Source organism: Candidatus Pantoea multigeneris (genome assembly GCF_011752615.1).
Taxonomy (GTDB): domain Bacteria; phylum Pseudomonadota; class Gammaproteobacteria; order Enterobacterales; family Enterobacteriaceae; genus Pantoea; species Pantoea multigeneris.
In genome coordinates, this window is sequence record NZ_VWXF01000003.1 from 284,773 (window position 1) to 309,917 (window position 25,145).

A 25,145-nucleotide genomic window follows, 5' to 3' on the forward strand; every position below is an offset into this window, starting at 1 on the left:
CCACTAGACGTAATTAAAGGTGATGATGCCAGTGTGATGCGCCTCATCCACCCATTTTAACTGGCTGCTACCATAGTGCGCGGGAAGCAGCTGCTGTTTTGTAATAAGTTGATTAACTTTGCTGTGCGGGCGGCTGACAGGAAAACACACCACCGCCAGCGCCTGAGATTGGGTTTCTACCTTGCAACCGCTGTCATAAATTGCCCCGTAAAAACTGACCTGACCGCCGGCCACATTTTCTCTGGCCTGAGCCACTTCCATCATCCCTGATAACACCATTCCAGTTGCAGCAACAGCGATAAGTAATTTACGCATTTGTCACCTCTCATGGGTTGTGGAGCGGCTTGCAAGCTACAAGCTTGAGTAAATTATACCGGTAACTAATGAATAAGATAGCGCAATAGTGATGGAGTTTGCTCAAAATCAACTTATTGATGATTAAAAAATAACAAGTTGAATAGTAAGGTAATATTTATTTCATTCTGTGAGATAAATGGGAAGGTTGAGGCGTGGATCTCCACGGCCAGGCTAAAAGCTGGCGATGATGCGATTATTTTTGCGCAAAATGTCTTGCGGGTCAGGAAACGGGCTGCGCAGGTGCAACCCGATACAAGATGAAATTAAGCTGCTTCACCTAAGGCATACCACAGGCGGCTATTCCAGTTGCTAAGGGCCGTCGCCTGGATAAGCCCGAACAACGCCTCAGGCTGCCAGCCGGCATTGAGTAACGGCTGTAGATGCGCGGCGCTGAAACGCTCGGGCGCACGGGTGAGCTGTGCCGCTAACGCAATCACGTCACTCTGTTCTGCTGGCGTCGAATCTATCCCGGCAATCAGGCTGTCACTGCGACTGCCCTGATATTCGGCAAAGACCCGGCGGCTGCCACAGACACGCGCCGCAACGGCGCTGGCAAGGGCTTGCGGGCTATCTGGCTGACTCTCCAGTTTACCGATCAAGATGGCCCAACCCTGTAAGGCCGCATCGTCATGGGCCAGCAGCCACACCGCATCGTCCATACCCAACTGCGTCTGGCATAAGGTCACCGCGGCCAGTTGGCTGGCATTGGCATAACGCAGTTCGAGCGCTTTCAGGCCCGGACGCCACGCCGGAGGGCGACCAAACCCTGTGGCTTCGGCATCCGCTGGTTGCGTGGTGCCAGGCAACCAGCGCACCGGCAACCCCAGCAGCGCGTGTACCCCCGCGACGACGCGGGCCTGGTAGCTGACATAACCAATCACCTGGTTCAGTGTGACAATGTCTGGCTCGGTTAGCCCTACGGCGTCAAGGGCTTGTAGCGAAGCCTGGGTAATCAGTTCGGGTTGCGTCGCCAACTGGCGGGCATACTGCGTGATCTGCGTCAGGCGGTTATTGCTCTCGCGTGACGAATCCGGGCCGGGTAACGGATTAAGGCGAGCGGAATAGTGGTTGCACAGTCGCTGTACCCCCGCGACCTGCGCCACGGTGAGGGCGATGCTCAGACGATCATACAGCGTTAGGGTATGTGTAAGTGACGTTGTCACTTTGTCGGGAAACAGAATATGACTTAAGTCGCGCGCGGCAAGCAACGCGGGCTGGAACTGCTGTAACAGCGGCTGAAGTGCTGGCGCATCCTGCTGTAGCCCCAGTAAGAAACGATCTTCAATCCAGGCGGCCTCTGGCACCAGTGGCGCAACAGACTGAGTTTGTGGACGGGATTGACTCTCGTAAAACCACTGATCGTGACCGGGTGAGCGGCGTTGTTCCATGAGGATTCCTTTTGCAAAAACGGTCAAAGTGGACCGATGCGACGCTAAAAAAAGGGGCGGTAAGCGCAGCAGGTATCGTCGCCGAAGCCGGGACGGAGGCAAAAGAATGATCGGTGATAATTAATAGCGAACAGCTATAACAGCGGGGGGAGACGGGCGAGCAGCGCTCGCCCGAAGTACTTATTTCAGTTCCAGCTCGTTCATTGCGGCAATGCTGAAGCCGCCATCAACGTGTACCACTTCACCAGTGATACCACCTGCCAGGTCTGAACACAGGAAGGCAGCAGAGTTACCTACGTCTTCGATGGTTACAGTACGGCGGATAGGGGTAACAGCTTCACAGTGTGACAGCATCTTACGGAAATCTTTGATGCCTGAAGCAGCCAGAGTACGGATTGGACCCGCAGATACGGCGTTAACACGCGTACCTTCTGGGCCCATCGCGTTAGCCATGTAACGCACGTTAGCTTCCAGAGATGCTTTCGCCAGACCCATAACGTTGTAGTTAGGGATAGCGCGCTCTGCACCCAGGTAAGACAGGGTCAGCAGGGCTGAATTCGGGTTCAGCATCGCACGGCACTCTTTCGCCATCGCAACAAAGCTGTATGCGCTGATGTCGTGAGCGATTTTGAAACCTTCACGGGTAACGGCATTCACATAGTCGCCATCGAGCTGGTCGCCCGGTGCGAAACCGATAGAGTGAACGAAACCGTCAAACTTAGGCCAGGTTTTAGCCAGCTCAGTGAACAGGGCAGTAATGCTCTCGTCTTCTGCTACATCACATGGCAGAACAATGTCTGAACCCAGTTCTTTAGCGAACTCTTCCACGCGACCTTTTAACTTGTCGTTTTGGTAGGTGAAAGCCAGTTCTGCGCCCTGTTTGTGCATCGCCTGCGCAATACCGTAGGCAATGGAAAGTTTACTGGCAACGCCAGTAATCAGAATGCGCTTACCGGAAAGAAAACCCATAGCTGTAATCCTTATGGTCATTGTAGTTGGCGGACGCTGTGCTTCTTTTTTCAGCGCCCGACGTTAATCGACGTGCGATTCTAGCACGTCTCTCCCAAATCAGGTAAATCAGGGCGCGATTTCCCACAGCCCGCACTCTGTCAGACATCGCGCCGCCAGGCTTCGGCGGTTAAAGCATCGCCAAAGTGGCTGGAGATCAGACGTTTCGTCAGATCGTGCAGAGGAGCAGCCAGCACGTCGGCAGTGCCGCCGCGCTCGACCACTTCTCCCTGATGCATTACCAGCACCTGGTCACTGATATGTTTCATCATTCCCAGGTGCTGTGTCACGTAAATATAAGTCAGACCATGCTTTTCTTGCAGTTCCAGCATCAGGTTGACCTGCTGTGAGCGCATGGTCATATCCAGTGATGCCAGCGCTTCATCAGCGATGATCACCTTAGGTTGCAAAATCAGTGCGCGTGCCAGCGCCAGACGCTGTTTTTGGCCTGGCGCCAGCATATGCGGATAATAGCCCGCATGGTCGCGGAGTAATCCTACCTGACGTAATGTTGCAATAATGCGTTTCTCGCGCGCTTCATCGTCCAGATCCGTGTTCAACCGCAGCGGTAGATCGAGCATCTGACTGACGCGCTGGCGGGGATTCATGGAGGTTGACGGGTCCTGGAAGATCATGCGGATGACCTGGCTACGGTAGCCGTAATCGCCAAATTCCAACGGATGATTGCCAATCAAAATTTCGCCTTCGGTCGGGTCAACCACGCCACTCAGCATTTTGGCGAGCGTCGACTTGCCAGAACCGTTTTCGCCGATGATCGCCAGCGTCTGCTTTTCCCGCAGGGTAAAACTGACGTTCCTGACCGCCTCGACGTGTTGACGGCGAAACAGGCCCGTGCGGTAACGGTAGGTTTTACTCAGGTTGCGCACTTCCAGCAGCGTTTCCATGTTTAGGGGCGCTCCATGTTAAGCGGGAAATGGCAGGCAAAAAGGTGGCTTTTATTGCCGCTCAGACGCGGTGCCTCAATGCACTGACGCTGAGCGTAAGGGCAGCGCGGGCCGAGACGGCAGCCAATCGGCAGGCTTTCCAGTGAAGGTATGGCCCCTTGTAAGGTGTTCAGCCGACTTTTCGGCGGCAGTGCGCGCCCGAAGTCTGGCATAGCGCGGATCAGCGCCTGTGTATAAGGATGATGGGGCGACGTCATTAACTCTTCACTTTGTGCCGTCTCCACCGTCTGGCCGCAATACATCACGTTGATCCGGTCAGCCCAGTAGCTCATGGTACGCAGGTCATGGCTGATCAACAAAATGGTGGTGTTGTTGTTCTGATTCAAACGGCTTAGCAGGCGGAAAATCTGTGCCTGCGTGGTGGGTTCCATGGCATTGGTCGGTTCATCGGCAATCAACAGACGCGGCTGGTTTGCCAGTGCAATGGCGATCATCACTTTTTGGCATTCGCCTTCGGTGAGCTCATACGGAAAACTGCGCATGATATCTTTATGATCTTTAATGCCCACACGGTGCAGTAACTCAATAGCACGCTGTTTACGCCAGAACCACAGGCGCTGATACCAGTTGCCCTTGAAGGTCCAGGCCGGAATCGCCTGCATCAACTGACGGCCAATGCGCTCTGAAGGGTCCAGACAGGACTGCGGTTCCTGGAAAATCATCGAGACGTTATGGCCAATGATTTTACGCCGTTCCCGCGGGGTTAAACGCAGCAGGTCAATATCGTCAAAGCGCATGCGGTCCGCGCTGACGCGCCAGTTATCTTTGGTGACGCCACAGATAGCCTTCGCCACGAGGCTTTTCCCCGAGCCAGATTCCCCAAGCAGCCCGCGAATTTCCCCTTCATTCAGGGTCAGGTTGATGCGATCAACCGCTTTCACCGGGCCATCGGCGGTCATAAACTCAATGGTCAGATTACGAATGTCCAGTAACGGCATTACTCCACCCCCGCTTCAACCGCGCGGCGTAATCCTTCGCCCAGTAAGTTAATCATTAAAACACTGAACATCAGCGCAGCACCGGGCAACATAACGGTCCAGGGTGCGACATAAATCAACTCCAGCGAGTCACCCAGCATCGCGCCCCATTCTGGTGAGGGCAACTGTGCCCCAAGGTCGAGAAAACCGAGTGCTGCAATATCAAGGATAGCCAGCGACAAGGAGCGGGTCACTTCGGTGATCAGCAGCGGCAAGACGTTGGGCAGAATGGCGTGCCACAGCAGATCGAGATTGCTGGCTCCGTCCAGACGGGCAGCAACCACATACTCTTTTTCCAGCTCATCATGCACCGCGAAATAGATTTCACGCACCATACGCGGCAACAGCGCCAGCCACACCGCGAGCATCGCGTGTTCCAGCCGGGGACCGAGAAAGGCCACCACAATAATCGCCAACAGCAGTGAAGGGATCGACAGCAGGGTATCGAGAATATGGTTAAGGATGGCCGAACGTAATCCACGGGTGATCCCGGCGAGCACGCCCAACAGCAGGGCAAATAGCGTGGCCCACAGTGTGACCAGAATCGCCGAGCCTACCGTAGGCGCGGCACCGCTCAGCAGGCGGCTGAGCAGATCGCGGCCCAGATCGTCGGTGCCAAGGAAAAAGGAGACATCGCCATAGTGTGACCATGAAGGCGGCAGCAGCTGATAGCCAAGAAACTGCTGATCGATGCCGTAAGGGGCCAGCACACCGCCAAACACGCACAGCAACAGCAGCGCAGCAAAGCCGTATAATCCGACCATGGCGCTGGTATTACGGTAGAACAACCGCCAGGTGTTGCGCAGGGCGCTGGGCAACTGCTTCTCAGCATAAATTTTATCTGTCGGCATTAAGCGTTAACTTTGTTGGTGTTAGTCAGGACGGGTCGGTTTTTACTACTCATATCAACATTTTGGCGCATGTATTTGCTTTAGTGTAGGGGATTGCGGGTGACGTTGTATAGCGGCAACTGCCCGCTCAGGGTGCCATCTGCATAATTATCGTTCCATAACCCGTTGTCAGGCAAGGTGCGGTGCGGGCAAATTTTACCCGGCAGAGGCAGGCTGCAACAATCAGCCTGCCTCTGGCATCAAGGGCGGCGGAACAGCGCCAGACTGCGGCCTTCCAGGGGAAATTCGGTTTCCTGATCGAAGATCTTACCGGGGGTTACGTTGTCGGAGGTGGAGAGTTCCAGTATCCAGCCACCGCGTTCGGTAGTGGGGATAACAAAGGGAACGGCACCTTTATAGGGGTTGAACAAGATCAGGACATCCTGCCACAGCCCCGGTTCCTCGGGCAGCGCCGGCTGGCTGAGGTATAAGCCCAGCGTGGTGCCTTGATGCCACTGTTCGGGTAACTGATAGCCGCCGCCGGGGTTGTACCACTTAACGATCAGGCCATCACGCCAGCTTTCACGGCGCAGCAGAGGTTGCTGCGCGCGCAGGGCAATCACCTGGCGCGTGAACTGACGCAACGCCTCGGCGGACTCAGGCAGGTTTTCCCAGTGGAACCATGAAATATCACTGTCCTGGCAGTAGCCGTTATTGTTCCCGCCCTGGCTGCGACCAAATTCATCCCCGGCTAACAGCATTGGCGTACCGTGGGAGAACAGCAGCGTCGCCAGAAAATTACGTTTTTGCCGTTCGCGTACGCTAATGATCTCTGGCCGCTCGGTGGGGCCTTCCACACCATAATTGTAGGAGCGGTTATGGTTATGTCCGTCACGATTCTTCTCGCCGTTGGCATTGTTGTGTTTGTGGTTATAGGACACCAGGTCATTCAGGGTAAAGCCGTCGTGGGCGGTAATGAAGTTGACGCCGGCCCAGGGTCTTCTGCGGCGTTGATCGTAGAGATCGCCTGAACCGAGTAGACGTGCGGCAAAATCCGTCGAAACATGGTCGCCTTTCCAGTATTCACGCACGGTGTCGCGGTACTGATCGTTCCATTCGGCCCAGCCTGGTGGAAAACCGCCAACCTGATAGCCGCCAGGCCCAATGTCCCAGGGTTCGCCGATCAGCTTCACGCGGGACAACAGCGGGTCCTGACTGATGGCATCGAAAAAGCCGCCGCGCTGGTCAAAGCCCTCAGGTTCCCGGCCCAGAATCGTGCCGAGGTCGAAGCGGAAGCCGTCGACATGCATAAACTCCACCCAGTAGCGCAGTGAGTCCATGATCAGTTGCAGTACGCGGGGATGGGAGGTGTTAACGGTATTACCGGTGCCGGTGTCATTAATGTAATAGCGGTGGTTATCGGACAACGTACGGTAATAGGAGAAGTTGTCGATGCCCTTAAAGGAGAGCGTCGGGCCGAGTTCATTCCCTTCCGCCGTGTGGTTATAGACCACGTCAAGAATCACTTCGATACCGGCATCGTGGAAGGCGCGCACCATATCGCGGAAGCCCTGAATACCACGCGGCCCGAAATAGCGGTGTGCTGGCGCGAAAAACGCGAGCGAGTTGTAGCCCCAGTAGTTTCTTAATCCCTTATCCAGCAGGTGCTGATCGTCCGGGAACCAATGTACCGGCATCAGCTCAACGGAAGTAATGCCTAAGCTTTTGATGTAATCCACTGACGCCTTGTGTGCCATGCCCTCAAAGGTACCGCGCAGAGGGGCAGGGATCGCCGGATTTAACTGGGTAAAGCCTTTAACGTGCGTTTCATAGAGTACGGCAGAAGACCAGTTGATGCTGGGGCGATTCTCATCGTGCCAGTGAAACTCATAGGGATCGATCACGCGGCATTTCGGCATAAAGGGCGCGCTGTCTTGCGTATCAAAGCTCAGGTCTTTCTCGTCATTGTCGAGGTCATAGGCAAAATGCGCGGCATTCCACTGAATATCGCCGGCGATTTCGCGCGCATAGGGGTCCACCAGCAACTTGTTGGCATTGAAGCGATGGCCATTTTCCGGATCGAAAGGACCATGCACGCGATAGCCATACAGTGCGCCTGGCTCCAGCCCTGGAATGTAGCCGTGCCACACTTCATGAGTATTTTCCGGCAGATCCATCCGGGCGATCTCATGCTTGCCGCTGGGGTCATACAGGCATAACTCCACCCGTTCTGCGTGTGCCGAGAACAGGGCAAAGTTAACGCCGTCGCCATCATAGGTGGCACCCAGGACATGACTCATTCCTGCCGTGATCTCGAAACGTTTACCGTCTGACATCTCTTCTTCTCCCTCAGCCAATTGTGCAAATTGTTGTTTTAATTCTGCCGCACCAGCACCAGCGGCACTTTAGGGTTAAAACTGTCGAGCGGGAATCGGTCATGGGCGTGATAGCTGACGCCAGAGATCCATTCGCGGTAGTGATGAAATGCCAGCGCGGCAGGCAGATTGACGGCGGTGGCTTCCCAACGAGTCGCGTGCAGAGGCAGACGCGGCACAATCACAATCACACTGTCGTTGCCCTGACTACGAGCGTAAGCCACCAGCAGATGTTGCGCAGGGCCGGACAGAGCCAACGGTTGATAGTCACCGTCGCGAAAGAGTTCAGGTTTGCTCTGACGAAGCTGCAATAAGCGTGCCGTGAACTGTTGTTTAAATGCGCCGTTGCGCCAGCCCTCTTGTACGCGCGCATCGGGCTGCGTCAGCCAGTGTTGCAGCAGGGGGAAATCCGGTTCCCGGCGATTATCGGGATCAACCAGACTGAGATCGCTGACTTCGCTCCCCTGATAAATATCCGGCACGCCGGGGGCGGTGAGTTTGATGGCGCTCTGCGCCAGGCTATTAACCCGCCCGGCTTCAATGAAGGGTTGTAAGGTGGTGTGAAAGTCCTGCAAAAAGGCGTGATTGAGCGGTGAAAGGAGCTGGCGCGCATAGTTGAGTACGGCGGTTTCGTACTCTGCATTTTGCTCGCTCCAGTCGGTACGCAGTTTCGCTTCGCGCAGTGCCTTTTCAACGAAGGGCAGGAAGCGTGCTTCCAGCGTCTGAAGGATCTGGGGATCCTCCGGGTGCGGTGTATTAGGCCAGATACCCGCCAGCGCCTGGTAGAGCATCCACTCCACTTCGGGTTCAGGGGCTGGGCCATCAGAGAGCGGGATGACATGCAGCTGATGCTGTTGCCGCCAGCGGTTGACACTTTCTGCCCACTGTTCCGGTGCCTCGCTAAGACTATACAACCTCGCACGGGCATCTTCTCCGCGCTTGGTATCGTGCGTGGCGGTGGTAGAAATGCCCTGCGGCTGTGCTGTCAGGCGTTCCTGCATGCGTTGGTGAAAATTAGCGACGGAGAAGCGCTGCGGCAAAGGTTCGGCTCCCACTTCATTCAGCGCCAGCAGGGCGGACTGGCGGAAAAACAGCGTATCTTCAACGGATTTTGCCATTAGCGGGCCGGTCAGCTGCTGGAAACGAAGGCGAAACTGGGTGGCGATGGACTCGGCGGAAGGTGAGACTGCGCCGCTGAGCACGGTGACAATAAAGTCCAGCGCCGCGCGGTCATGGAGCTGAATACCTGCAACCACCTGACTCAGCAGTCGGGCGCTGGCAGACGGTAAGCCTTGCGCGGTACCGTAGGTGCGATAGACCGGAAAGGCAATCAACAATTCACGCAGTGCATCACGCAGCGCACCCTCACTCACGCGGGCGTGCTCATGGTGAGCCAATCCCAGCACCATCGCCACCAGCGTGGTGAATTCCCCCTCAAAATTACGCGTGACCATCAGCTGTTTCGCGGCCCGCAGATCCTCAGCCAGCGAAGTTTTTCGCTGTGAAATCTGCTGCCAACTGGCCTGCAGTTTGGCAACCTGGCTGTTATCCACCAGTGCCTGCGCCAGCGTGGCGATAAATTCATAGCCGGTAGTCCCGGCAACGGGCCAGTCCTCCGGTAACTGTTCGCCTTCAGCGGTAATTTTCTCTACGGTGATGTAGCAATCAGCACCACACGCCTGACGCAAGCGGGTAACATAGCCTTGTGGATCGGCCAATCCGTCAATGTGATCGATCCGCAGTCCGGCCACTGCGCCGCTGTGTACCAGTTCAAGAATTAACTGATGCGTCGCGTCAAACACCTTGTCGTCTTCAACCCGAACCCCAACCAATCCGGTGATTTCAAAGAAACGTCGATAGGAGAGCTCGCGCCGCGCGTCACGCCAGCTCATCAACTGCCAGGGTTGCTGCGCATGGAGAGCCGCCAGCGCCGGGATATCGGTCAGGGCTAACACTTCCTGCTCACGACCTTGCCAACTGCCTGGGGTTAGCGGGTAGTAGTTATCAAAATAGGCCATCACGGGCTTACCCGTGTTTGGATCGGGCAGAATGCGGATCTCACCCGCGGCCAGCACAGCTTCGAAGCTGTCGCCGAGAAACGGCAACGTCAGGCGGCGCGACCAGTCAATATCGAAGTAATGTGCATAGCGGCTCTGCTCCCCGTACTCGATCACATCCCGCCACCAGGGGTTTTCGAGTGAGGCGGCCATATGGTTGGGCACGATATCCAGAATCAGCGCCAGTCCAGCCTGGTGTAATGCGGCCACCAGCCGGTCAAAGCCTGCGCGGCCACCTATACTGGGATCGATTTCATTGGCATCACTGACGTCATAGCCGTGTGTGGAACCCTCGGGTGCAGTGAACACAGGGGAAAGGTAAAGGTGACTGATCCCCAGAGACTGCCAGTAGGGGATCAGCGCGGTTGCCCGGTCAAAAGTCATGCCGTTACGTAACTGCAAACGGTAAGTCGAACAAGGGATCGTCATGCAACCTCCCGAGGGGCAAAGCGCACGATCACGCCATTGGGGGCAAGCGTATCCGTCACCGCAGGTAAGGCAAACAGGGTGTCACCCCGCATTTCGCCGATGGGCTGTGAGTGAGGGCCAAGATTCAACGCCAGGCTAAGTTGGCCTTTGGCAAACTGCCAGCTGACCGCCAGAAATCCATCCTCTGCCGCGAGGATAGTGCCGCTGTTGCCGCGCACGCCTGCCAAATGCGGAATAATGTGTTGTCGCCGCAGTGCCAGCAACTGTTGAGTGAATGCCAGCCAGGCCGTGCCTTCCGCGCTGGCACGTCGCTGCCAGTCCAGTCTGGAATCGGTAAAGGTGGAGACAGCATTAGGATCGGGAACATCTTCACCTTCATGCCCGCTGTGCCCGGCAAACTCGCGTGCCCGTCCTTCCCGCACCGCCTGAGCTAATTCGCCGGTAAAGTCGGTAAAGAACAGAAACGGTCGGGTTTCTCCGTACTCTTCACCCATAAACAGCAACGGAATATGCGGCGAGAGCAGCAGGGTTGCCAGCAGTGCCTGAGTGCGCTCCACGCCTGCGAGGCTCAGGAGCCTTTCACCGTGTGCGCGGTTACCGGTCTGATCGTGATTCTGGATGAAATTAACAAAGGTGGTGGGCGGCTGGCCGCTGCTCTTCACCCCGCGTGGTTCGCCGCTGTGGGGGGAAAACTCCCCTTGCCAGGCAAAGCCCTCTGCCAGCGTGCGCGCCAGCAGTTTTTCCGGCTGCTCGGCAAAATCCTGGTAGTAGCCGTGCGTTTCTCCGGTGGCAAGCACGTGGGCGGCATTGTGGAAATCATCGTTCCATTCGCCGTTAAACAGCGGGAAGCTGCCATCGGCCGCGCGTGGGTGCAGGAAGATAACATTGCGATTATCTTCCGTGGTCAAATGGAGGGCGCGTTGCGGGATCGCGGCACGAATGCGTTCGGCGATTTCGACCAAAATATGTTTCGATGAGGCATCTTTGATCTGGTCGATGGCATCAAACCGCAGTCCATCAAAGTGATACTCCTGCAACCAGTAGAGGGGGGCATGGAGCATATAGTCGCGCACGGGCGCATGCTCATAGGCAATGCCTGCGCCCCAGGGGGTAATACGATCGACATGGAAAAAGTCGGGTGCCAGCAGCGGCAAATAATTACCCTGCGGGCCAAAGTGGTTAAGGACGATATCCAGTACCACGCTCAGCCCAAGCTGATGCGCGGCATCCACAAACGCTTTTACCTCCTCGACGCTGCCATAGGCGGCGTGGGGCGCATACAGCAGCACGCCGTCATAGCCCCAACCGCGCGATCCACCGAAGTGTGACAGCGGCAGAAGTTCGATCACGGTAATGCCCAGCGCGGCCAGTTCAGGCAGTTTTTCGCTGGCGGCGGCAAAGGTGCCTGCCGGGGTAAAGGTCCCGACATGCAGTTCGTAGGTCACGGTCTCTTCCCAGGGGCGGCCTTGCCACTGCTGATCCTGCCACTGCCAGTTACGGTGATCGATAACCAGTGACGGACCTTCCACATCATCCCGCTGCGCTCGTGAAGCGGGGTCTGCTATCGCGGTGCCGTCATCTAACACGTACTGGTATTCAGCGCCGTGGGCTATTCCCTGTAGCTGAAGGGAAAACCAGCCCTCTGGCTCGGCGTTCATCGCCCGATCCTCACCCTGAATGCGTAAGGCGATGTGCTGCTGTCCCGGTGCCCACAGGCGAAAACGCACAGCGCCATCAGGCTGATATTCAGCGCCCCAACCGGGCTGCGATCTCATCCCCATCCGATAACCTCTTTCAATGCAAAGTGGATACGCAGGGATTGCGTCATGCGCGTTGTGCTTATCCCTGTTCTGTTTTGCAGCCAGGCAAACAGCCTTGGGCTGAAGTTAAGTGCAATGATTTATTCAGTGTGATCAAAGGCAGTTCAGGGTGCTGAGGCAAAAGAAAATGGCCGTAAATGTGCGTGACTCTTGACGAAGAATAGCCTGGATTTACGCTTCTGGTGGGCGTGAGGAGATTTTGGCGGGGGAAAGAGGGGCACACCGACAAGCGATATCGGTGCGCCCGAGCGCTTAGCGCAGCGCGTACCACTCTTTGTGTTTTAGCGGGTTAAGGGCTGCGCCGAGAATATCGGTTAGCACGTTGACCACAATCACAAGGGTGCCGATCAGCATCACGCCCGCCGAAATGGCGGCATAATCCTGCTGGCGAATGGCATTAATTAACCAACGACCGACACCCGGCCAGTTAAACACGACCTCGGTGATCATCGCGAGCGTCAGCATGGTGGAGAATTGCAGCCCCAGGCGCGGAATCACCGGGGGTAAGGCATTGTGCAGCACATGGCGGCGGATCACCGTAAAGCGCGACAGGCCGCGCGTGGCGGCGGCTTTGACGTAGCTTTTCTCCATCACTTCACTGGTGCTGCCGCGCAGCAGGCGGATCACTTCTGTGGTCGGCGCAACGGCCAGCACGGTGACCGGCAGTACCATGTGAGTCAGCACGCTGACGATCATCTGATGACGCCACGGTGAGTGGCTCAGCCACGCGTCAATGAGGGCAAACCCGGTGACATGCTGTACCGGGTAGAGCAGATCAAAGCGCCCAGACACCGGTAGCCAGCCCAGGTCGAGGGAGAACAGCAGGGTAAACAACAGCGCCAGCCAGAATACCGGCATGGAGAAGCCGATTAACGCCAGGGCGCTGATGGTTTTATCCTGCCACTTTTTGCGCATCACACCCGCACAGATCCCCAACGGAATACCCGCTAACAGCGCTAACGCAAAAGCCAGGATACACAGCTCCAGCGTAGCCGGGAACACTTCCAGCAGCTGGTCGGTGATGGGCTGACCGTTGGTGCTGGAGACTCCGAAATCGAGTTGTAACAGGCCTTTAAACCAGAACCACCAGGCATCAAACAGCGAAGCGCCCTGTAATGGCGCATCCGGCGTAAAGTAGCTAAGGCTGAAGCTCACCAGAGACAGCAAGAACAGGGTAATTGTCAGCAGTACAAAGCGACGCAAAATATAGATAATCATGGTTCCTCCCGCGCATCGCGATAAACCCCGGCAAAGGAGCTGTTACCAAACGGGCTGAGTACCAGGCCGTGAATGTCGTGGCGATAGGCCTGTAGGCGTAAAGAGGAGGCCAGTGGGAGTATCGGCAGCTCCTGTGCCAGCATCTGTTGTGCGCGATCGTAATCATCAATGCGGGATGAAAGCTGCTGAGACAACAGCGCCTGTTGCAGTAGTGCATCGAAATCCGCGTTACACCAGTGGGCGTAATTGGTTTGCGAAGCAATTGCGGCACAGCTAAGCAGCGGACGGAAGAAACTGTCCGGGTCGTTGCTGTCCGTGGACCAGCCCGTCAGGGTCAGGTCATGGTTCATCGCCATCAAGCGGGCTTCCTGAAAACGCCCCTCAACGGGAACAATACTGACGGTAACGCCTACCTGGGCGAGATCGGCTTGCAGCAGTTCCGCCATTTTCAGCGGGCTGGGATTCCATGCCTGTGAAGTCACGGGCACCGCCAGGCGCAGATGCAGATTTTTAATCCCTAAGGCAGCGAGTTCAGCGCGTGAGCGAGGTGGGTCCCAGGGGGTAATTTTCGCTTCGTTATCATACGCCCAGGAGGCGCGTGGGATCACCGAGGCTGCGGTTTCCGCCGTGCCGTAGTAAATGGACTCCATCAGGCGTTCGTTGTTAATGGCCAGCGCCAGCGCATGGCGCACCTCTGGACGATCCAGCGGCGCTTTGCGTGTGTTAAATGCCAGGTAAGCGATGTTCATACCGGGACGCAGCGTCATGCGCAGCCGCGAGTCATCACGCAGGATCGGGAGCTGGCTGGCTGCGGGGTAGGCCAGGACATCGCACTCGCCGGTCAGGAGTTTCGACAGCCTGCCTGTGCCGCCAACCCCCAAATCAATCACCGCCTGTTGCAGACGTGGCACACCGCGCCAGTAAGACGGATTGCGCGCCAGGCGAATGTATTGCCCGGTGCGGTATTCACTCAGCTGGAATGGCCCGGTGCCCACGGGCATGCGATCCAGCTGCTCTTGTTTCCCGATGGCGCTCAGCTGACTGGCATATTCGGCGGAGAGAACCGGCGCATAATGGGTGGCAAGGTGCCACAGGAAGGAGGCATCCGGACTGTTCAGGCGAAATTCGACGGTGTGGCTATCCAGTTTGCGAATGCTCTGCACTGAATCGGAAAATTGCAGGCTATCGAAGTAGGGATAGTTGCCGCCGTTGACGTCATGCCAGGGGTTGTGACGATCAAACATGCGCGAGAAGCTGAAGACCACATCGTCGGCATTCATATTGCGACCTGGGGTAAACCAGGCGGTGTGTTGAAACTGCACGTCGTTGCGCAGATGGAAACGATACGTCGCGCCGCCGTCTAACACTTCCCAGCTTTGTGCCAGGTCCGGCATCAGGCGATAGGTGTAGGGATCAACATCCAGCAAGCGGTCATACAATTGGGCCGCAAGGGTATCCACCACCAGCCCGCTAGTGGCTAACTGCGGGTTAAAGGTGTTGAGCGTGCCATTAACACAGTAGACAAAGCCACTTTGGCGAATATCGCCGGTGGGTGCAGACCAGGCGCAACCACTGAAAACACTTAAGCCAAGCAGCAGTGAGAGAATGAGTTTAGACATAGAACGTTACGTTAATCCGGCAATAGCTTGAGTGTACCGCAAACTGACAAGACGCCCAAAAATCCTGATGTAGTAGGGGGATTTTTGCACAATGCGTACAGGGATTAAGCACAGTCTCTGTGTGGAGATGAGAAAAATTCTCAATTAGGGCTTTACAGATGATAATAGGAATGATTATTATTCATCTGCGCTTCGACGGTGGCTCTACCGAAGAAGAGCACGACATTGCTCACATTGCTTCCAGTATTGTTGCCCGCCTTGCGCGGGCTTTTTTTTGTTTGTTAGTGGGGCTGCTGGTCCGAGGGGTATCAACCTGGCGATTAGTGGAGTTATCCTCGATAAGCGTGATGGTTTGGGCTTAAGTGGCCCTCAGGTAGGTAAGGCGACTGAGTAACAGCCCCGAGCTTTTGCTGATGCCCTCAACGTATCTGACTTTGACTGTTCCTCAACGTCAGTCGCGGGTTTATTAGCCATGCTATTAACGAGACTGTCTTGGTGAACTGATCCAGGCTAACGATTCTCATCATGCCGAATTAAAAGATCGCGTACTAATGTGCTGCCTGTTGGTTTACGTTGGCTACTCACTATTGGTGGTTGCCAGCAGACTGATACATTTAGATGTCAGCGAGGTCCGTTCCTGGCTCAAGGTGGATGGGCTGACTAGGCTGAACATCCGCTATGAGCGAAGAGCAGACATTGAATGTCTCTGCAGGCTTTCACTCACAAAAAATTCATCCCATTTGACCGGTTAATACATTCTTCGTCAGGAGCCTTCCAGCGGCTAGAATAAGGTTTTTTTTACGTTTCATGGAACATTCATGCGCGAAGATTTCAATGATTACCTCGCGTTCCTGGCAGTCGCGCAGGAGCGGAGTTTTACCAGGGCGGCTGCCAGGCTGAGTATTTCTCAGTCAACCCTGTCTCATATCATAAGAAGGCTTGAGGAAAGGCTAGGAATGCGGCTGCTGATGCGCACCACCCGGAAGGTGGCACCAACGGAGATTGGTGAAAAGCTTATGGCCGCGCTTGAGCCGCGTCTTGACGCTATAGAAACAGACATATCGACCCTGCTTCGATTTCGTGATACCCCTGCTGGCACTGTGAGGTTGACTGTTTCAGATCATATTCTTCATGAGTGTGTCTGGCCATCTCTGGCCCCAACACTTAAAAATTATCCAGACATACAGGTCGAGTTGTCTCAGGAAAACGGCTTCATTGACATTGTTGAAGGCCGCTTTGACGCTGGCGTACGCTTAGGTGATGACGTGGTTAAAGATATGATTGCGGTCAGGATCGGAGCAGACTGGCAGCCTGCCATAATTGGCTCCGCAGACTATCTGGAGAAAGCGGGTACGCCTTCTCATCCATCTGAACTTGTACATCACAACTGTATCAATATCAGACACTCAAAGGCCGGGCAATTATATGCATGGGAGTTTGAAAAAGGGGAAGAAAAACTCAACCTGAAAGTGCACGGCCAGCTTATTTACAATAGCGTTTACCCCATGCTTGCTTCAGTTGAAGCCGGGTATGGTCTGGCATACGTTCCGGATGATCTGGCCGAATCAGGAGTAAAGCAGGGACGTTGGGTAAGAATACTGAAAGAGTGGAGCCCTGTTTTTAGGGGCTATCACCTTTATTATCCCAGCCGGCGGCAGATGTCACCGGCATTAAAGGTGATTATTGATGCCTTACGTTACCGTTCTGTTGAGTAGTCTGTGAAAACCACCTTCATTTTTCAGAGAGTGAACGCCGTCCCGGCAATACGGCGATAATCGCAGAAGCCACCAGTAGTGCAGTGGCTAGCATAAAGGTGCTGACCCAGCCTTGATGATCGAATAGTTCACCGCCCGTAAACGCCCCCATCGTTATCGCAAACTGAATGAGTGCGACCATTAATGCCCCGCCGGCTTCGAGTTCGTCAGGGATTATCCGCGTCATCCAGGTATTCCAGACCACAGGGATCGGGGTGACGAGAATACCCCAGACCAGCAACAGTGCCCCTGTGGCAGCGGGAATATGACCCAGCGCTGTAAGCAGGCCAGCGATAATTGCCAGCCCTGCCGGCAAGCCAGTAAGTGCAGGCAGTAGATTATCTCTGATGAAAAATCCTGAAATAAGCGTGCCCGTTAGCCCTGCTACGCCTACGCCCAGAAGGAAAAGGGAAATCATGTTTATATCCAGTCCGGTCACGCTCTCAAGGAATGGCCGCAGATAAGTGGACAGTGAAAACTGCCCCATAAAGGCAAGCGTCACGGCAATCATGCCCAGCGCAAATGTCCGGCTGCGCAGCAGCGAAGTTATCTGCCCGATGCCGGTATCACGCTGGGGCGGCAGTTTTGGAATAACTACCATCTGCCATATGAGGCATATAACGCCCGCAGGCACTACTGTAAAAAATGCGCCCCGCCAGCCGATCAGACTGCCCAGAAAGCTTCCCAGCGGGGGGGCCACCACAAACGCGAGTGCCGTGCCTCCCTGTAGAATAGCAATTGCTTTTGGAACGCTGGCAGGACGAACGATCCTCACCAAAATAGCCGTCGATAAAGACCAGAAACCGCCGATTGAAATGCCGATCAGCGCCCGGCCGAACATAAACATGCCGTAACCGTGAGCGGACGTGACGATTAGTCCAGACAACACCATCACCAGTGTGTAGAAAATAACTGCGGTACGCCGGTCAAACCGGGCAAGCAAGGTATTGCCAAAAAGGCTCGTAATTACTGCAAACAGGCCGGAAAAGGCAATGGCCTGACCGGCCTGGCCTTCGGTGACAGACAAGTCCTTTGCAATCGGTGTAAGCAGGCTGACTGGCATAAATTCAGACGAAACCAGGACGAAGCACAACAGTGCCATGCTGATGACCGCGCTCCAGGCGGATGTTATTTCAGGCGCGCCGAAGCCGCCCGCATTCTGAGTTTTATTCATGAGTGTTTTCTGAGGATGATGGTGAACAGTAACCACAGGCTTACAACCTGCGATCAGATAAAAAAGGGTTATGGCGGATCAGACATATGCAACTGACCCGCCGTGGCAAGGGTTAAATGAGCATCAGCACAATATTCAGTGCGACGGTGACTCTACCTGCCCCTGGGAAATCAGCGCCTGCACGGATTCATGTATGGCTTCCAGGCTGCTGTAGCGGGGCTGGTAACCCAGCCTGACGCGCGCTTTTTCAATGGAGTGCGAGGAGCTTCTCACCACATGTCCCCTGGAGTTCTCAGCAAACTCAGGCTCAAGCCCTGCAAGCCACTCATCAAAAGGCTGGAACTTCAGGGACGGCTCTTTACCAAACCAGCGGAAAACAGCTTCTGCGTAGCCTCTCAGCGTAATGGCCTGACCGGACACGGCATTGAAGATTTCGCCTACTGAAGAAGAACGGTTTTCAATGACTTTAATAATAAGCTGAGCGACATCCACTGCGTGAACGTGATGTACCGTTTCACTTCCGAGGTTAGGCAGCGAAAGCGTTTCTCCGCGCGCAATGCGCGAATAGACTTCAGGATTAGAGTTACCCTGCGGAGTAGTCGGCACCCATCCCTCACCAACGATGTGCCCCGGACGGAAGCACGTTGCCGGGAAGCCGGAAAGACGCGCTTCGCGCATCAGCCAGGCTTCACTGTCCGCTTTACCCTGCCCATAGGTGTCGATTGGGTTCACAGGATCGGTTTCTAGAGATGGCACTGAAACATAACGCCCATAAACCCAGATAGAGCTACAGAAAAGGTAATGCTCAATTTTTCCTTTCAGGGCATCGACAACCTGACGCGTACTGTTCAAATCAAAGGCGATCATGTCGATAACGATATCGGCGTTCAAATCAGCAATCTTCTGACCGAACGTGCCTTTTTCTTCTTCCTTCACTCGATCCAGAGAGACGTTTTCAATTGCGGACCAGGCATAATGCGGACGGTAAGGCTTTGCTGAGCCACGGCTGACGTTAACTACCTGATGCCCCAGCTCAACCAGCATTGGCACGAGATAGGTTCCGACGTGGCCGCTGCCACCAATCACAACAATACGAGACATGACATTCTCCTTTATGGTTCCCGGCACGGCTGTAGAAGCCGGCTCCTTCAGAACACGGCAGTATCAGAAAGGCACAGATTGAATGCTCATTTCACTGAAAGGAGAAGTCTAAAGCGTGCTGACGCTTTTGACTTTGACTGAATACCGAATGCATTTATGGCGAAATCGTAATAATCATGAACCATTAATTAGGTAATGGAAGAATAAAATCCTTAGACCCATGCTGATGCACCAGAGAAGAAATGTCCGCTTCTGGTACGAAGCGGCCAGTCCAGTGGGCTAGCATGTCCGCTGTGAGCGAAAAGCGGAAGTTTTAAAGCATGAGTCTGGAAGACGAGAAAGTTGATGAATTTGCGGCTGCGCATGAATGCCCAACTGCCTGAACTGCCCTACTTAAAACCGAAACCACGCTCTTCGAGAGTAGCCCGTAGATTCTGGCGGCCATCCATATAAGCGAGACTTGTCGCTGCGCCCTGGACTACCTGTTTCCATGTTTTATCTTTCATTCCCAGACCTTCCCGAAATGCATGGAATGCCTCTTCATAACTTCTTACGTGAGCGTCAAGGTCACAAGCGCTGTAGAGATTGTGATGAGCCACCACACTTTGCGGCAGGCGCGGACGGATGGCTGCATCGCTGTCGGCTGCAGGCCATCCGACTACCAGGCCGCATACAACATAGCTGTGGGCCGGTAGCTGAATAAGTTCAGCCAGCTCTTTAGCCTTGTTGCGTGTCGCACCAATATAAACCGTACCCAGCCCGATTGACTCTGCTGCTACCGTTGCATTCTGCGAAGCCAGTGCGGCATCAACTGTCGCCATTACAAATGAATCAAGGTAATCATGCACACCCGGAGTAAGGCCGTCTGAGACGGTCATATCATGATTCCGTGACAGGTCTGCAACCCAGAGAAGTATTGCAGGAGCCCCCTCAATGTATCCATTCGCCAGACCTTTATCTCCCGCAGAGAGCTTTTTGACCTGCGCCTTGAGTGCAGGATCGGTAACTGCCACCATGCTCCATTGCTGAAGATTTGAGGATGTTGAGGCAGACTGAGCGGCCGCAACAAGCGTCTCAAACCAGTGTTCCGGCAGGGCTTGCTGTGAAAAATTCCTTACGGAACGATGGCTGAGCAGACCTTCAATCTGCGCATTCCAGATGATATTTTCTGGTCGGTCTTTCTCACCGTAACGGGCAGCGATCAGCTGAACCTTGTTTAAATCTTCAGACATTAATTTTCTCCTGGTAATACTGTAATGTTCATTCAAGAATTAAGTAAATAAAAAGGCCGGGTGGCCTTTTAACTAAATGCTCATTATTAATGCTTCGATTGCATCACGTTGATATTCAGGCTCATGCACAACCCTGCCGAACACCCGGAAACCGAAATAGGCACACATGAATGCCTTAGCCATGACTTCAGGTTGCCGCTCGGTCTGAAACTCCCCGGCAGCGATTCCAGCGGCGAAAAGCCTGATGAACATTGCCTCAAGCTTTTTGATATAACGGCGGCTGAGCTCTTCAACGGTTTTATCTTTAGCGGCTCTTTCCAGGGGAGAAAATATTGCCATACAGCCGTTGCGCTCAATGTTGCTGAAATCCAGTTCAATACCTTTTTCTAGCAGGCTGCGTAACCTGTCCTTAACGCTACCGGCCTGGCTGAATACAACCTCGTGAAACTCAATGCTTGAGCTGTGATAACGGCGCAGGGCTTCATGGTAGAGATTTTCTTTATTACCAAAAGCCGCATACAGACTTCCACGGCCCAGCCCGGTGCTCTCAACGAGTTCCTGAGCTGATGTCGCTTCAAAGCCGTTTCGCCAGAACGCATCCATTGCCGCCTGAATCACGAGCTGATCATCAAATTCTCTCGGTCTGCCTGCCATATGGCTCTCCCATAGTAAAGACGGTAATCACATTAGCAATTATGGAATGATTGGCCAAGAATTGTGGTTGCCTCATCTATTTTTTTATGTTCCCTGGAAGATGCCTATGAACGTCCGCTGTTGGCACTAAGCCGACGGCTGAAGATCCGCTATGAACGAGACAGGGTACTTAAACGTTCAGTTCCCTTCACTTATCCTCCACGCGTCCCTTCTGTTCAGTTGAGGGCACTGGCAAATTCTTTGTAGTCGACTCCTGCGTCAGTGCATCGTTTTTCACCGCTCCCAACAAAGCATCCAGCAGCCCAGGAAAGCGAGCATCAAGTTCTTCCCGGCGCAGCGAGAGTAAATTTTCGCGACCGAAAGGGCGCTGCCAGATAACACCGCTATCGCGTAATACACGCCAGTGGTGAGTCAGCGTTGATTTAGGAATACCACTCAGCACGGCACTGCAAGGATGCTCACCGCCGCCAGCCAGAACACGCACCACAGTCAGACGCAGTGGATTTCCCAACGCTGTCAGCACATTTTCAAGACGTATTTGTTCGGCATCAGGGTGTTTAGAGAGCATAGGGTTTCTCATCAGTTTGCAAGCATCGCAACACTCTACGTTAAATTTTATCTGTTGACTAATGTACGAGTACATACATACATTTATTGTACGTATGTACTCGTACATTAGTTTATATGGAGATAATTTGATGGTTACTGCCTTACGAGAATTAGGTGCCCCTCGCTTTCAGCACCTCAGCCTTGCGTTGCTTGCTTTCGCACAGCTCATGTACTCCCTGGATATCAATATTGTGTTTGTCTCACTGCCTGAAATTGGATCAGGACTGGGTTTTTCAGAGCACACCCTTCAGTGGGTGGTCAGTGCTTATACGGTGTGCTGTGGCGGATTTTTATTGTTCGGCGGAAGGGCTGCAGACCTTTTGGGGCAACGTCGAGTGTTTATTGGGGCGTTATGGCTCTATGCACTCTCCTCACTAGCAGGTGGCTTAGCGTGGAGTCCCGTTGTCATCGTAATTGCACGAGCCATACAGGGCATTGGTGCGGCATTACTTTTTCCTGCCACGCTTTCGCTGATCAACAGACTGTTTGAGGAAGGGCCATCGCGCAACCGCGCACTGGCTGTCTGGGGCGGCGCTGGCGCAAGTGGTCTTACGCTAGGATCGCTTGCTGGCGGGGTACTCACCAGCGCATGTGGCTGGCCGTCGGTATTTTTCGTCAATGTTTTACTGGCAGCGATTGCAATTTGCGCCGCTTTTTTTGTTTTACCAAAGGACCACATCAAGAAAGAACGCCGCAACTTCGATTTGCCGGGCGCGGTGACTGTAACCACAGGCGCAATCCTGCTGGTTTATGTTTTGGTTCAGGGTCCTGAAGACGGCTGGCTGTCAGAGCATATTCTCTTATCACTGAGCCTGGCAGTGGTATTTCTGCTGGCGTTTACTGCCATAGAGTTTCGCAGCCCTGACCCCCTAATGCCGGTGCGATTATTCAGGAATCGCAGTCTGGTCACCGGCATGGTGATCACGTTCATCTATATGGGAACCTTTGGTGCTCTGCCTTATTTTCTGACGCTTATGTTTCAGAGCATGATGAAATACAGCGCTTTGGAGACCGGCCTGGCATTTATCGTTCCTTCGCTGGCCATTTTTGCCGGAACGCAATTCGGAGCCCGGCTTGCAAACAGGCTGTCGTTACGCACAGTGTTGTTGGCCGGTTTTTTAACTGGAGTTGCGGGTACGTTGGCATTAGTACCATCAGTTTATTCCGGGGCATCTTATGTGGCCGTATTACCCGGACTGGTTATTTCAGGAATAGGGCAGGGAATTGTCTGGACGGCAATGTGGGTCGCTACAGGTTCAGGCGTAAAGCCTGGCGAACAGGGGATTGCTTCGGGTATGGCTTCTACCACGCTGAATGTTGGGAATGCTATTGGTATTGCGCTGTTGGTTGCTTTATCAGGTAGTGGGACTATCAGTCTGCAGCAGGTTAACCCAGAGAAGAGTCTCGAAAATGCCTTACAGCTTGCCTTTTATCTGGCTGCAGGCGGACAGATGGCGGGGCTTTTTGTTTCCTACTTGTTACCTCACAAAGCTGCCACTGATTTGTCAGCAGAAATGACCTGACTGAAATATCGCTTCAGAGAAAACGTATTTGTGAGCAAGACCTGCTGTATGGCAGGTCTTTTATATTGTTAGTTGGGGGAATGATTGAACGCTGCTTCTACACATCAGAGCGACTCCGCAGCAAAAATCCTGAGATATATAATGTGCTTAGACAACGTAATGATGAAAACTCACCCAGAATATGTCGGTTATGGCACAAAGGGCTTTCAGGAGGCTCTATTATAGTTGGGGCCTGTAATTCTCCCTCCGGCCACCTTACAGCATCATTTTCCACCCCGTTTTTTCCTGTTTCTGCGCAACGGCTGCTACGCTTTGGTCTGACATCATTTAAGAGAGAGAGCGGTTATGGCAGAGAAAACGGAAGTCAAAGTGCCTCAGCACGAGGCTTTTCTGGAAGAGAAGGCATTCAGATCGCGTACGGTGCTGTTGTTTGGCGAGATCAACGACACGCTGGCCTACAGCATTGTAAAGCAGCTGGTGGCGCTGGCCGATGAGTCAACCGATCCCATCAATCTGCTGGTTTGCTCTCCCGGTGGCCATGTGGAATCTGGCGATGTGATTCATGACGTTATCCGCTTTATTAAAGCGCCGGTGAACATGATTGGCAGCGGCTGGGTCGGCAGTGCAGCGGTCAATGTGTTTTTATCCGTGCCAAAAGAGCGTCGTTTCTGCCTGACCAATACCCGTTTTCTGATTCACCAGCCCAGCGGTGGCGTGGGTGGTAAAGCCTCCGATATTGAAATTCAGGCGCGGGAAATCATTCGGATCAGGGAGCGCATCGCCGAGCTGATCGCCAAAGAGACCGGCCAGCCGCTGGAACGTGTGCGCAATGACATCGACCGGGATTTCTGGATGCCAGCCAAAGAGGCTATCGACTATGGCCTGGTGTCTAAATCCATCGTCCGGCAGGATGAGTTGAACCTGCAATAACGCCGGTCATTGACTTTCAACCCCATGTTTTTTCATCATCGCCCGCAACTGGTGATAGGTCACACCGAGCAGTTCAGCGGCGCGTTTTTGGTTATAGCGCGCCTGCCGCAAGCTCAGTTCAACCAGCTGCCGCTCCTGCTGATTTTGCCACTGACGTAAATCCAGCGGCAGAGCGGGCAGGGCGGCGGGCACTGACGTTGGTTCATGAACAGGTTCAGCGCTCAGACCGGCAAACGGATTGATGATGATATTATCCAGCGGGATTTCACTGCTGTGGTGGCGATACACTGAACGCTCAACCACGTTTTTCAATTCACGCACGTTGCCCGGCCAGTGATAATCCAGCAGGGTTTGTTCTGCCTGAGGCGTGAAACCGGGAAACAGCGGCAGACGCAGTTCTCGGCACATCTGAATCGCAAAGTGATCTGCCATCAGCAAAATATCACTGCGCCGCTCGCGCAACGGTGGCAGTCGCACCACATCAAAAGCCAGCCGATCTAACAAATCCGCACGAAATTTACCTGCTGCGGCTAGTGCAGGAAGATCTTCATTGGTGGCGCACACCAGGCGCACGTTAACCTGCAAAGACTGGTTGCCGCCGACACGTTCCAACTGACCATATTCAATCACGCGCAGCAGTTTCTCCTGCACCAGCATCGGGGCGGTGGCAAGCTCATCCAGAAACAGCGTCCCACCATCGGCGCGTTCAAAGCGCCCGAGGTGGCGGCGCTGTGCGCCGGTAAATGCGCCCGCTTCATGACCAAACAACTCGGAATCCAACAGGTTTTCATTCAGCGCCGCGCAGTTCAGTGAAATAAACGGCCCCTGCCAGCGTTCGGAAAGATAGTGCAAACGGCTGGCGATCAACTCCTTACCGGTACCGCGTTCGCCAATCACCAGCACGGGCTTTTCCAGCGGCGCGAGGCGCGAAACCTGCTCCAGCAGGGCTAAGAAGTTATCCGACTCGCCTAACAGATTATCAGTTGCAGAAGCCATGATGAATTTCACTAATCATTAATCAATTTCACTACCTTACGTGAAGTCCTGGACGCTGTAAAATTTTAAAGTTGTTAAATATCAGCAATATAAAAACTGGCACGGCTTTTGTATTAGCTTATGCAGCAT

At 54.2% G+C, this 25,145-nt stretch carries 21 protein-coding genes; 4 read left to right on the plus strand and 17 right to left on the minus strand.

All coding sequences use genetic code 11. The annotated features are described in order from the left end of the window. Positions 1–3: 3 nt before the first annotated feature. From F3J40_RS10185 to sapA, 11 genes are all read right to left on the minus strand, one after another. Entirely contained in the window at positions 4–315 is a 312-nt protein-coding gene (locus F3J40_RS10185) for a YmdA family protein (protein ID WP_167014253.1), read from the minus strand. Positions 316–620: 305 nt separating this feature from the next. After that, entirely contained in the window at positions 621–1,745 is a 1,125-nt protein-coding gene (locus F3J40_RS10190; RefSeq protein WP_167014255.1) for a CMD domain-containing protein, read from the minus strand. 180 nt (positions 1,746–1,925) lie between these two features. Then, positions 1,926–2,714: an enoyl-ACP reductase FabI gene (gene fabI, locus F3J40_RS10195; RefSeq protein WP_017346238.1), complete on the minus strand. Its 789-nt coding sequence runs from the start codon at positions 2,712–2,714 to the stop codon at positions 1,926–1,928. 140 nt (positions 2,715–2,854) lie between these two features. Continuing rightward, entirely contained in the window at positions 2,855–3,658 is an 804-nt protein-coding gene (gene sapF / locus F3J40_RS10200; RefSeq protein ID WP_167014256.1) for a putrescine export ABC transporter ATP-binding protein SapF, read from the minus strand. Between the two features lie 2 nt (positions 3,659–3,660). Further along, on the minus strand, positions 3,661–4,656 hold the full coding sequence (gene sapD / locus F3J40_RS10205) for a putrescine export ABC transporter ATP-binding protein SapD (protein ID WP_017346236.1): 996 nt from the start codon (positions 4,654–4,656) through the stop codon (positions 3,661–3,663). Beyond that, complete coding sequence (gene sapC, locus F3J40_RS10210; RefSeq protein WP_167014258.1) at positions 4,656–5,546, minus strand: putrescine export ABC transporter permease SapC; 891 nt, start codon at positions 5,544–5,546, stop codon at positions 4,656–4,658. Before sapC ends, sapD begins: the two co-directional genes overlap by 1 nt. Before the next feature lie 239 nt (positions 5,547–5,785). Then, a complete protein-coding gene (gene glgX, locus F3J40_RS10215; protein WP_167014260.1) occupies positions 5,786–7,861 on the minus strand; it encodes a glycogen debranching protein GlgX in 2,076 nt (691 codons plus the stop codon). Positions 7,862–7,899: 38 nt separating this feature from the next. Beyond that, positions 7,900–10,386, minus strand: coding sequence for a malto-oligosyltrehalose synthase (gene treY / locus F3J40_RS10220; protein ID WP_167014262.1), 2,487 nt, complete (start codon positions 10,384–10,386; stop codon positions 7,900–7,902). Then, on the minus strand, positions 10,383–12,167 hold the full coding sequence (gene treZ / locus F3J40_RS10225; protein WP_167014264.1) for a malto-oligosyltrehalose trehalohydrolase: 1,785 nt from the start codon (positions 12,165–12,167) through the stop codon (positions 10,383–10,385). Before treZ ends, treY begins: the two co-directional genes overlap by 4 nt. 291 nt (positions 12,168–12,458) lie before the next feature. Next, positions 12,459–13,424: a putrescine export ABC transporter permease SapB gene (sapB, locus tag F3J40_RS10230; RefSeq protein ID WP_017346231.1), complete on the minus strand. Its 966-nt coding sequence runs from the start codon at positions 13,422–13,424 to the stop codon at positions 12,459–12,461. After that, positions 13,421–15,043: an ABC transporter substrate-binding protein SapA gene (gene sapA / locus F3J40_RS10235; RefSeq protein WP_167014266.1), complete on the minus strand. Its 1,623-nt coding sequence runs from the start codon at positions 15,041–15,043 to the stop codon at positions 13,421–13,423. The genes sapB and sapA overlap by 4 nt, the downstream gene beginning before the upstream one ends. 170 nt (positions 15,044–15,213) lie before the next feature. Between sapA and F3J40_RS10240 the strand changes: the two genes are divergently transcribed. Together F3J40_RS10240 and F3J40_RS10245 are read left to right on the plus strand one after the other, a co-directional pair. Further along, positions 15,214–15,405: a hypothetical protein gene (locus F3J40_RS10240; RefSeq protein ID WP_167013860.1), complete on the plus strand. Its 192-nt coding sequence runs from the start codon at positions 15,214–15,216 to the stop codon at positions 15,403–15,405. A gap of 456 nt (positions 15,406–15,861) precedes the next feature. Then, positions 15,862–16,758: a LysR family transcriptional regulator gene (locus tag F3J40_RS10245; protein ID WP_167014268.1), complete on the plus strand. Its 897-nt coding sequence runs from the start codon at positions 15,862–15,864 to the stop codon at positions 16,756–16,758. A 16-nt stretch (positions 16,759–16,774) separates the two neighbouring features. Here the strand turns inward: F3J40_RS10245 and F3J40_RS10250 are convergent, their stop codons facing one another. The 5 genes from F3J40_RS10250 to F3J40_RS10270 form a co-directional block, all read right to left on the minus strand. Beyond that, a complete protein-coding gene (locus tag F3J40_RS10250) occupies positions 16,775–17,971 on the minus strand; it encodes an MFS transporter (RefSeq protein ID WP_167014270.1) in 1,197 nt (398 codons plus the stop codon). Between the two features lie 135 nt (positions 17,972–18,106). Beyond that, positions 18,107–19,072: an NAD-dependent epimerase/dehydratase family protein gene (locus tag F3J40_RS10255; RefSeq protein ID WP_167014272.1), complete on the minus strand. Its 966-nt coding sequence runs from the start codon at positions 19,070–19,072 to the stop codon at positions 18,107–18,109. Between the two features lie 389 nt (positions 19,073–19,461). Continuing rightward, complete coding sequence (locus F3J40_RS10260) at positions 19,462–20,304, minus strand: nitroreductase family protein (protein ID WP_167014274.1); 843 nt, start codon at positions 20,302–20,304, stop codon at positions 19,462–19,464. Between the two features lie 72 nt (positions 20,305–20,376). Beyond that, on the minus strand, positions 20,377–20,958 hold the full coding sequence (locus F3J40_RS10265; RefSeq protein ID WP_167014276.1) for a TetR/AcrR family transcriptional regulator: 582 nt from the start codon (positions 20,956–20,958) through the stop codon (positions 20,377–20,379). Between the two features lie 187 nt (positions 20,959–21,145). Then, the gene (locus F3J40_RS10270) at positions 21,146–21,526 is read right to left on the minus strand and encodes an ArsR/SmtB family transcription factor (RefSeq protein ID WP_167014278.1); all 381 of its coding nucleotides are present in this window, start codon (positions 21,524–21,526) and stop codon (positions 21,146–21,148) included. A gap of 130 nt (positions 21,527–21,656) precedes the next feature. On the opposite strand from F3J40_RS10270, the gene F3J40_RS10275 reads away from it, so the two are divergent. Further along, positions 21,657–23,090 carry an MFS transporter gene (locus F3J40_RS10275; RefSeq protein ID WP_167014280.1) on the plus strand — a complete coding sequence of 478 codons (1,434 nt, stop codon included), beginning with the start codon at positions 21,657–21,659 and terminating at the stop codon, positions 23,088–23,090. Between the two features lie 345 nt (positions 23,091–23,435). Continuing rightward, positions 23,436–24,020 carry an ATP-dependent Clp protease proteolytic subunit gene (locus tag F3J40_RS10280; RefSeq protein ID WP_167014282.1) on the plus strand — a complete coding sequence of 195 codons (585 nt, stop codon included), beginning with the start codon at positions 23,436–23,438 and terminating at the stop codon, positions 24,018–24,020. Between the two features lie 6 nt (positions 24,021–24,026). Here the strand turns inward: F3J40_RS10280 and pspF are convergent, their stop codons facing one another. Further along, positions 24,027–25,016 (minus strand): phage shock protein operon transcriptional activator, encoded by a 990-nt coding sequence (gene pspF, locus F3J40_RS10285; protein ID WP_167014284.1) that lies wholly within the window; start codon positions 25,014–25,016, stop codon positions 24,027–24,029. Positions 25,017–25,145 lie beyond the last annotated feature (129 nt).

Bases quoted from the DNA above. Each gene is read 5' to 3' on its own strand.
- F3J40_RS10185 (WP_167014253.1), bottom strand. From the start codon at position 315: ATGCGTAAATTACTTATCGCTGTTGCTGCAACTGGAATGGTGTTATCA.
- F3J40_RS10190 (WP_167014255.1), bottom strand. From the start codon at position 1,745: ATGGAACAACGCCGCTCACCCGGTCACGATCAGTGGTTTTACGAGAGT.
- fabI (WP_017346238.1), bottom strand. From the start codon at position 2,714: ATGGGTTTTCTTTCCGGTAAGCGCATTCTGATTACTGGCGTTGCCAGT.
- sapF (WP_167014256.1), bottom strand. From the start codon at position 3,658: ATGGAAACGCTGCTGGAAGTGCGCAACCTGAGTAAAACCTACCGTTAC.
- sapD (WP_017346236.1), bottom strand. From the start codon at position 4,656: ATGCCGTTACTGGACATTCGTAATCTGACCATTGAGTTTATGACCGCC.
- sapC (WP_167014258.1), bottom strand. From the start codon at position 5,546: ATGCCGACAGATAAAATTTATGCTGAGAAGCAGTTGCCCAGCGCCCTG.
- glgX (WP_167014260.1), bottom strand. From the start codon at position 7,861: ATGTCAGACGGTAAACGTTTCGAGATCACGGCAGGAATGAGTCATGTC.
- treY (WP_167014262.1), bottom strand. From the start codon at position 10,386: ATGACGATCCCTTGTTCGACTTACCGTTTGCAGTTACGTAACGGCATG.
- treZ (WP_167014264.1), bottom strand. From the start codon at position 12,167: ATGGGGATGAGATCGCAGCCCGGTTGGGGCGCTGAATATCAGCCTGAT.
- sapB (WP_017346231.1), bottom strand. From the start codon at position 13,424: ATGATTATCTATATTTTGCGTCGCTTTGTACTGCTGACAATTACCCTG.
- sapA (WP_167014266.1), bottom strand. From the start codon at position 15,043: ATGTCTAAACTCATTCTCTCACTGCTGCTTGGCTTAAGTGTTTTCAGT.
- F3J40_RS10240 (WP_167013860.1), top strand. From the start codon at position 15,214: ATGATTATTATTCATCTGCGCTTCGACGGTGGCTCTACCGAAGAAGAG.
- F3J40_RS10245 (WP_167014268.1), top strand. From the start codon at position 15,862: ATGCGCGAAGATTTCAATGATTACCTCGCGTTCCTGGCAGTCGCGCAG.
- F3J40_RS10250 (WP_167014270.1), bottom strand. From the start codon at position 17,971: ATGAATAAAACTCAGAATGCGGGCGGCTTCGGCGCGCCTGAAATAACA.
- F3J40_RS10255 (WP_167014272.1), bottom strand. From the start codon at position 19,072: ATGTCTCGTATTGTTGTGATTGGTGGCAGCGGCCACGTCGGAACCTAT.
- F3J40_RS10260 (WP_167014274.1), bottom strand. From the start codon at position 20,304: ATGTCTGAAGATTTAAACAAGGTTCAGCTGATCGCTGCCCGTTACGGT.
- F3J40_RS10265 (WP_167014276.1), bottom strand. From the start codon at position 20,958: ATGGCAGGCAGACCGAGAGAATTTGATGATCAGCTCGTGATTCAGGCG.
- F3J40_RS10270 (WP_167014278.1), bottom strand. From the start codon at position 21,526: ATGCTCTCTAAACACCCTGATGCCGAACAAATACGTCTTGAAAATGTG.
- F3J40_RS10275 (WP_167014280.1), top strand. From the start codon at position 21,657: ATGGTTACTGCCTTACGAGAATTAGGTGCCCCTCGCTTTCAGCACCTC.
- F3J40_RS10280 (WP_167014282.1), top strand. From the start codon at position 23,436: ATGGCAGAGAAAACGGAAGTCAAAGTGCCTCAGCACGAGGCTTTTCTG.
- pspF (WP_167014284.1), bottom strand. From the start codon at position 25,016: ATGGCTTCTGCAACTGATAATCTGTTAGGCGAGTCGGATAACTTCTTA.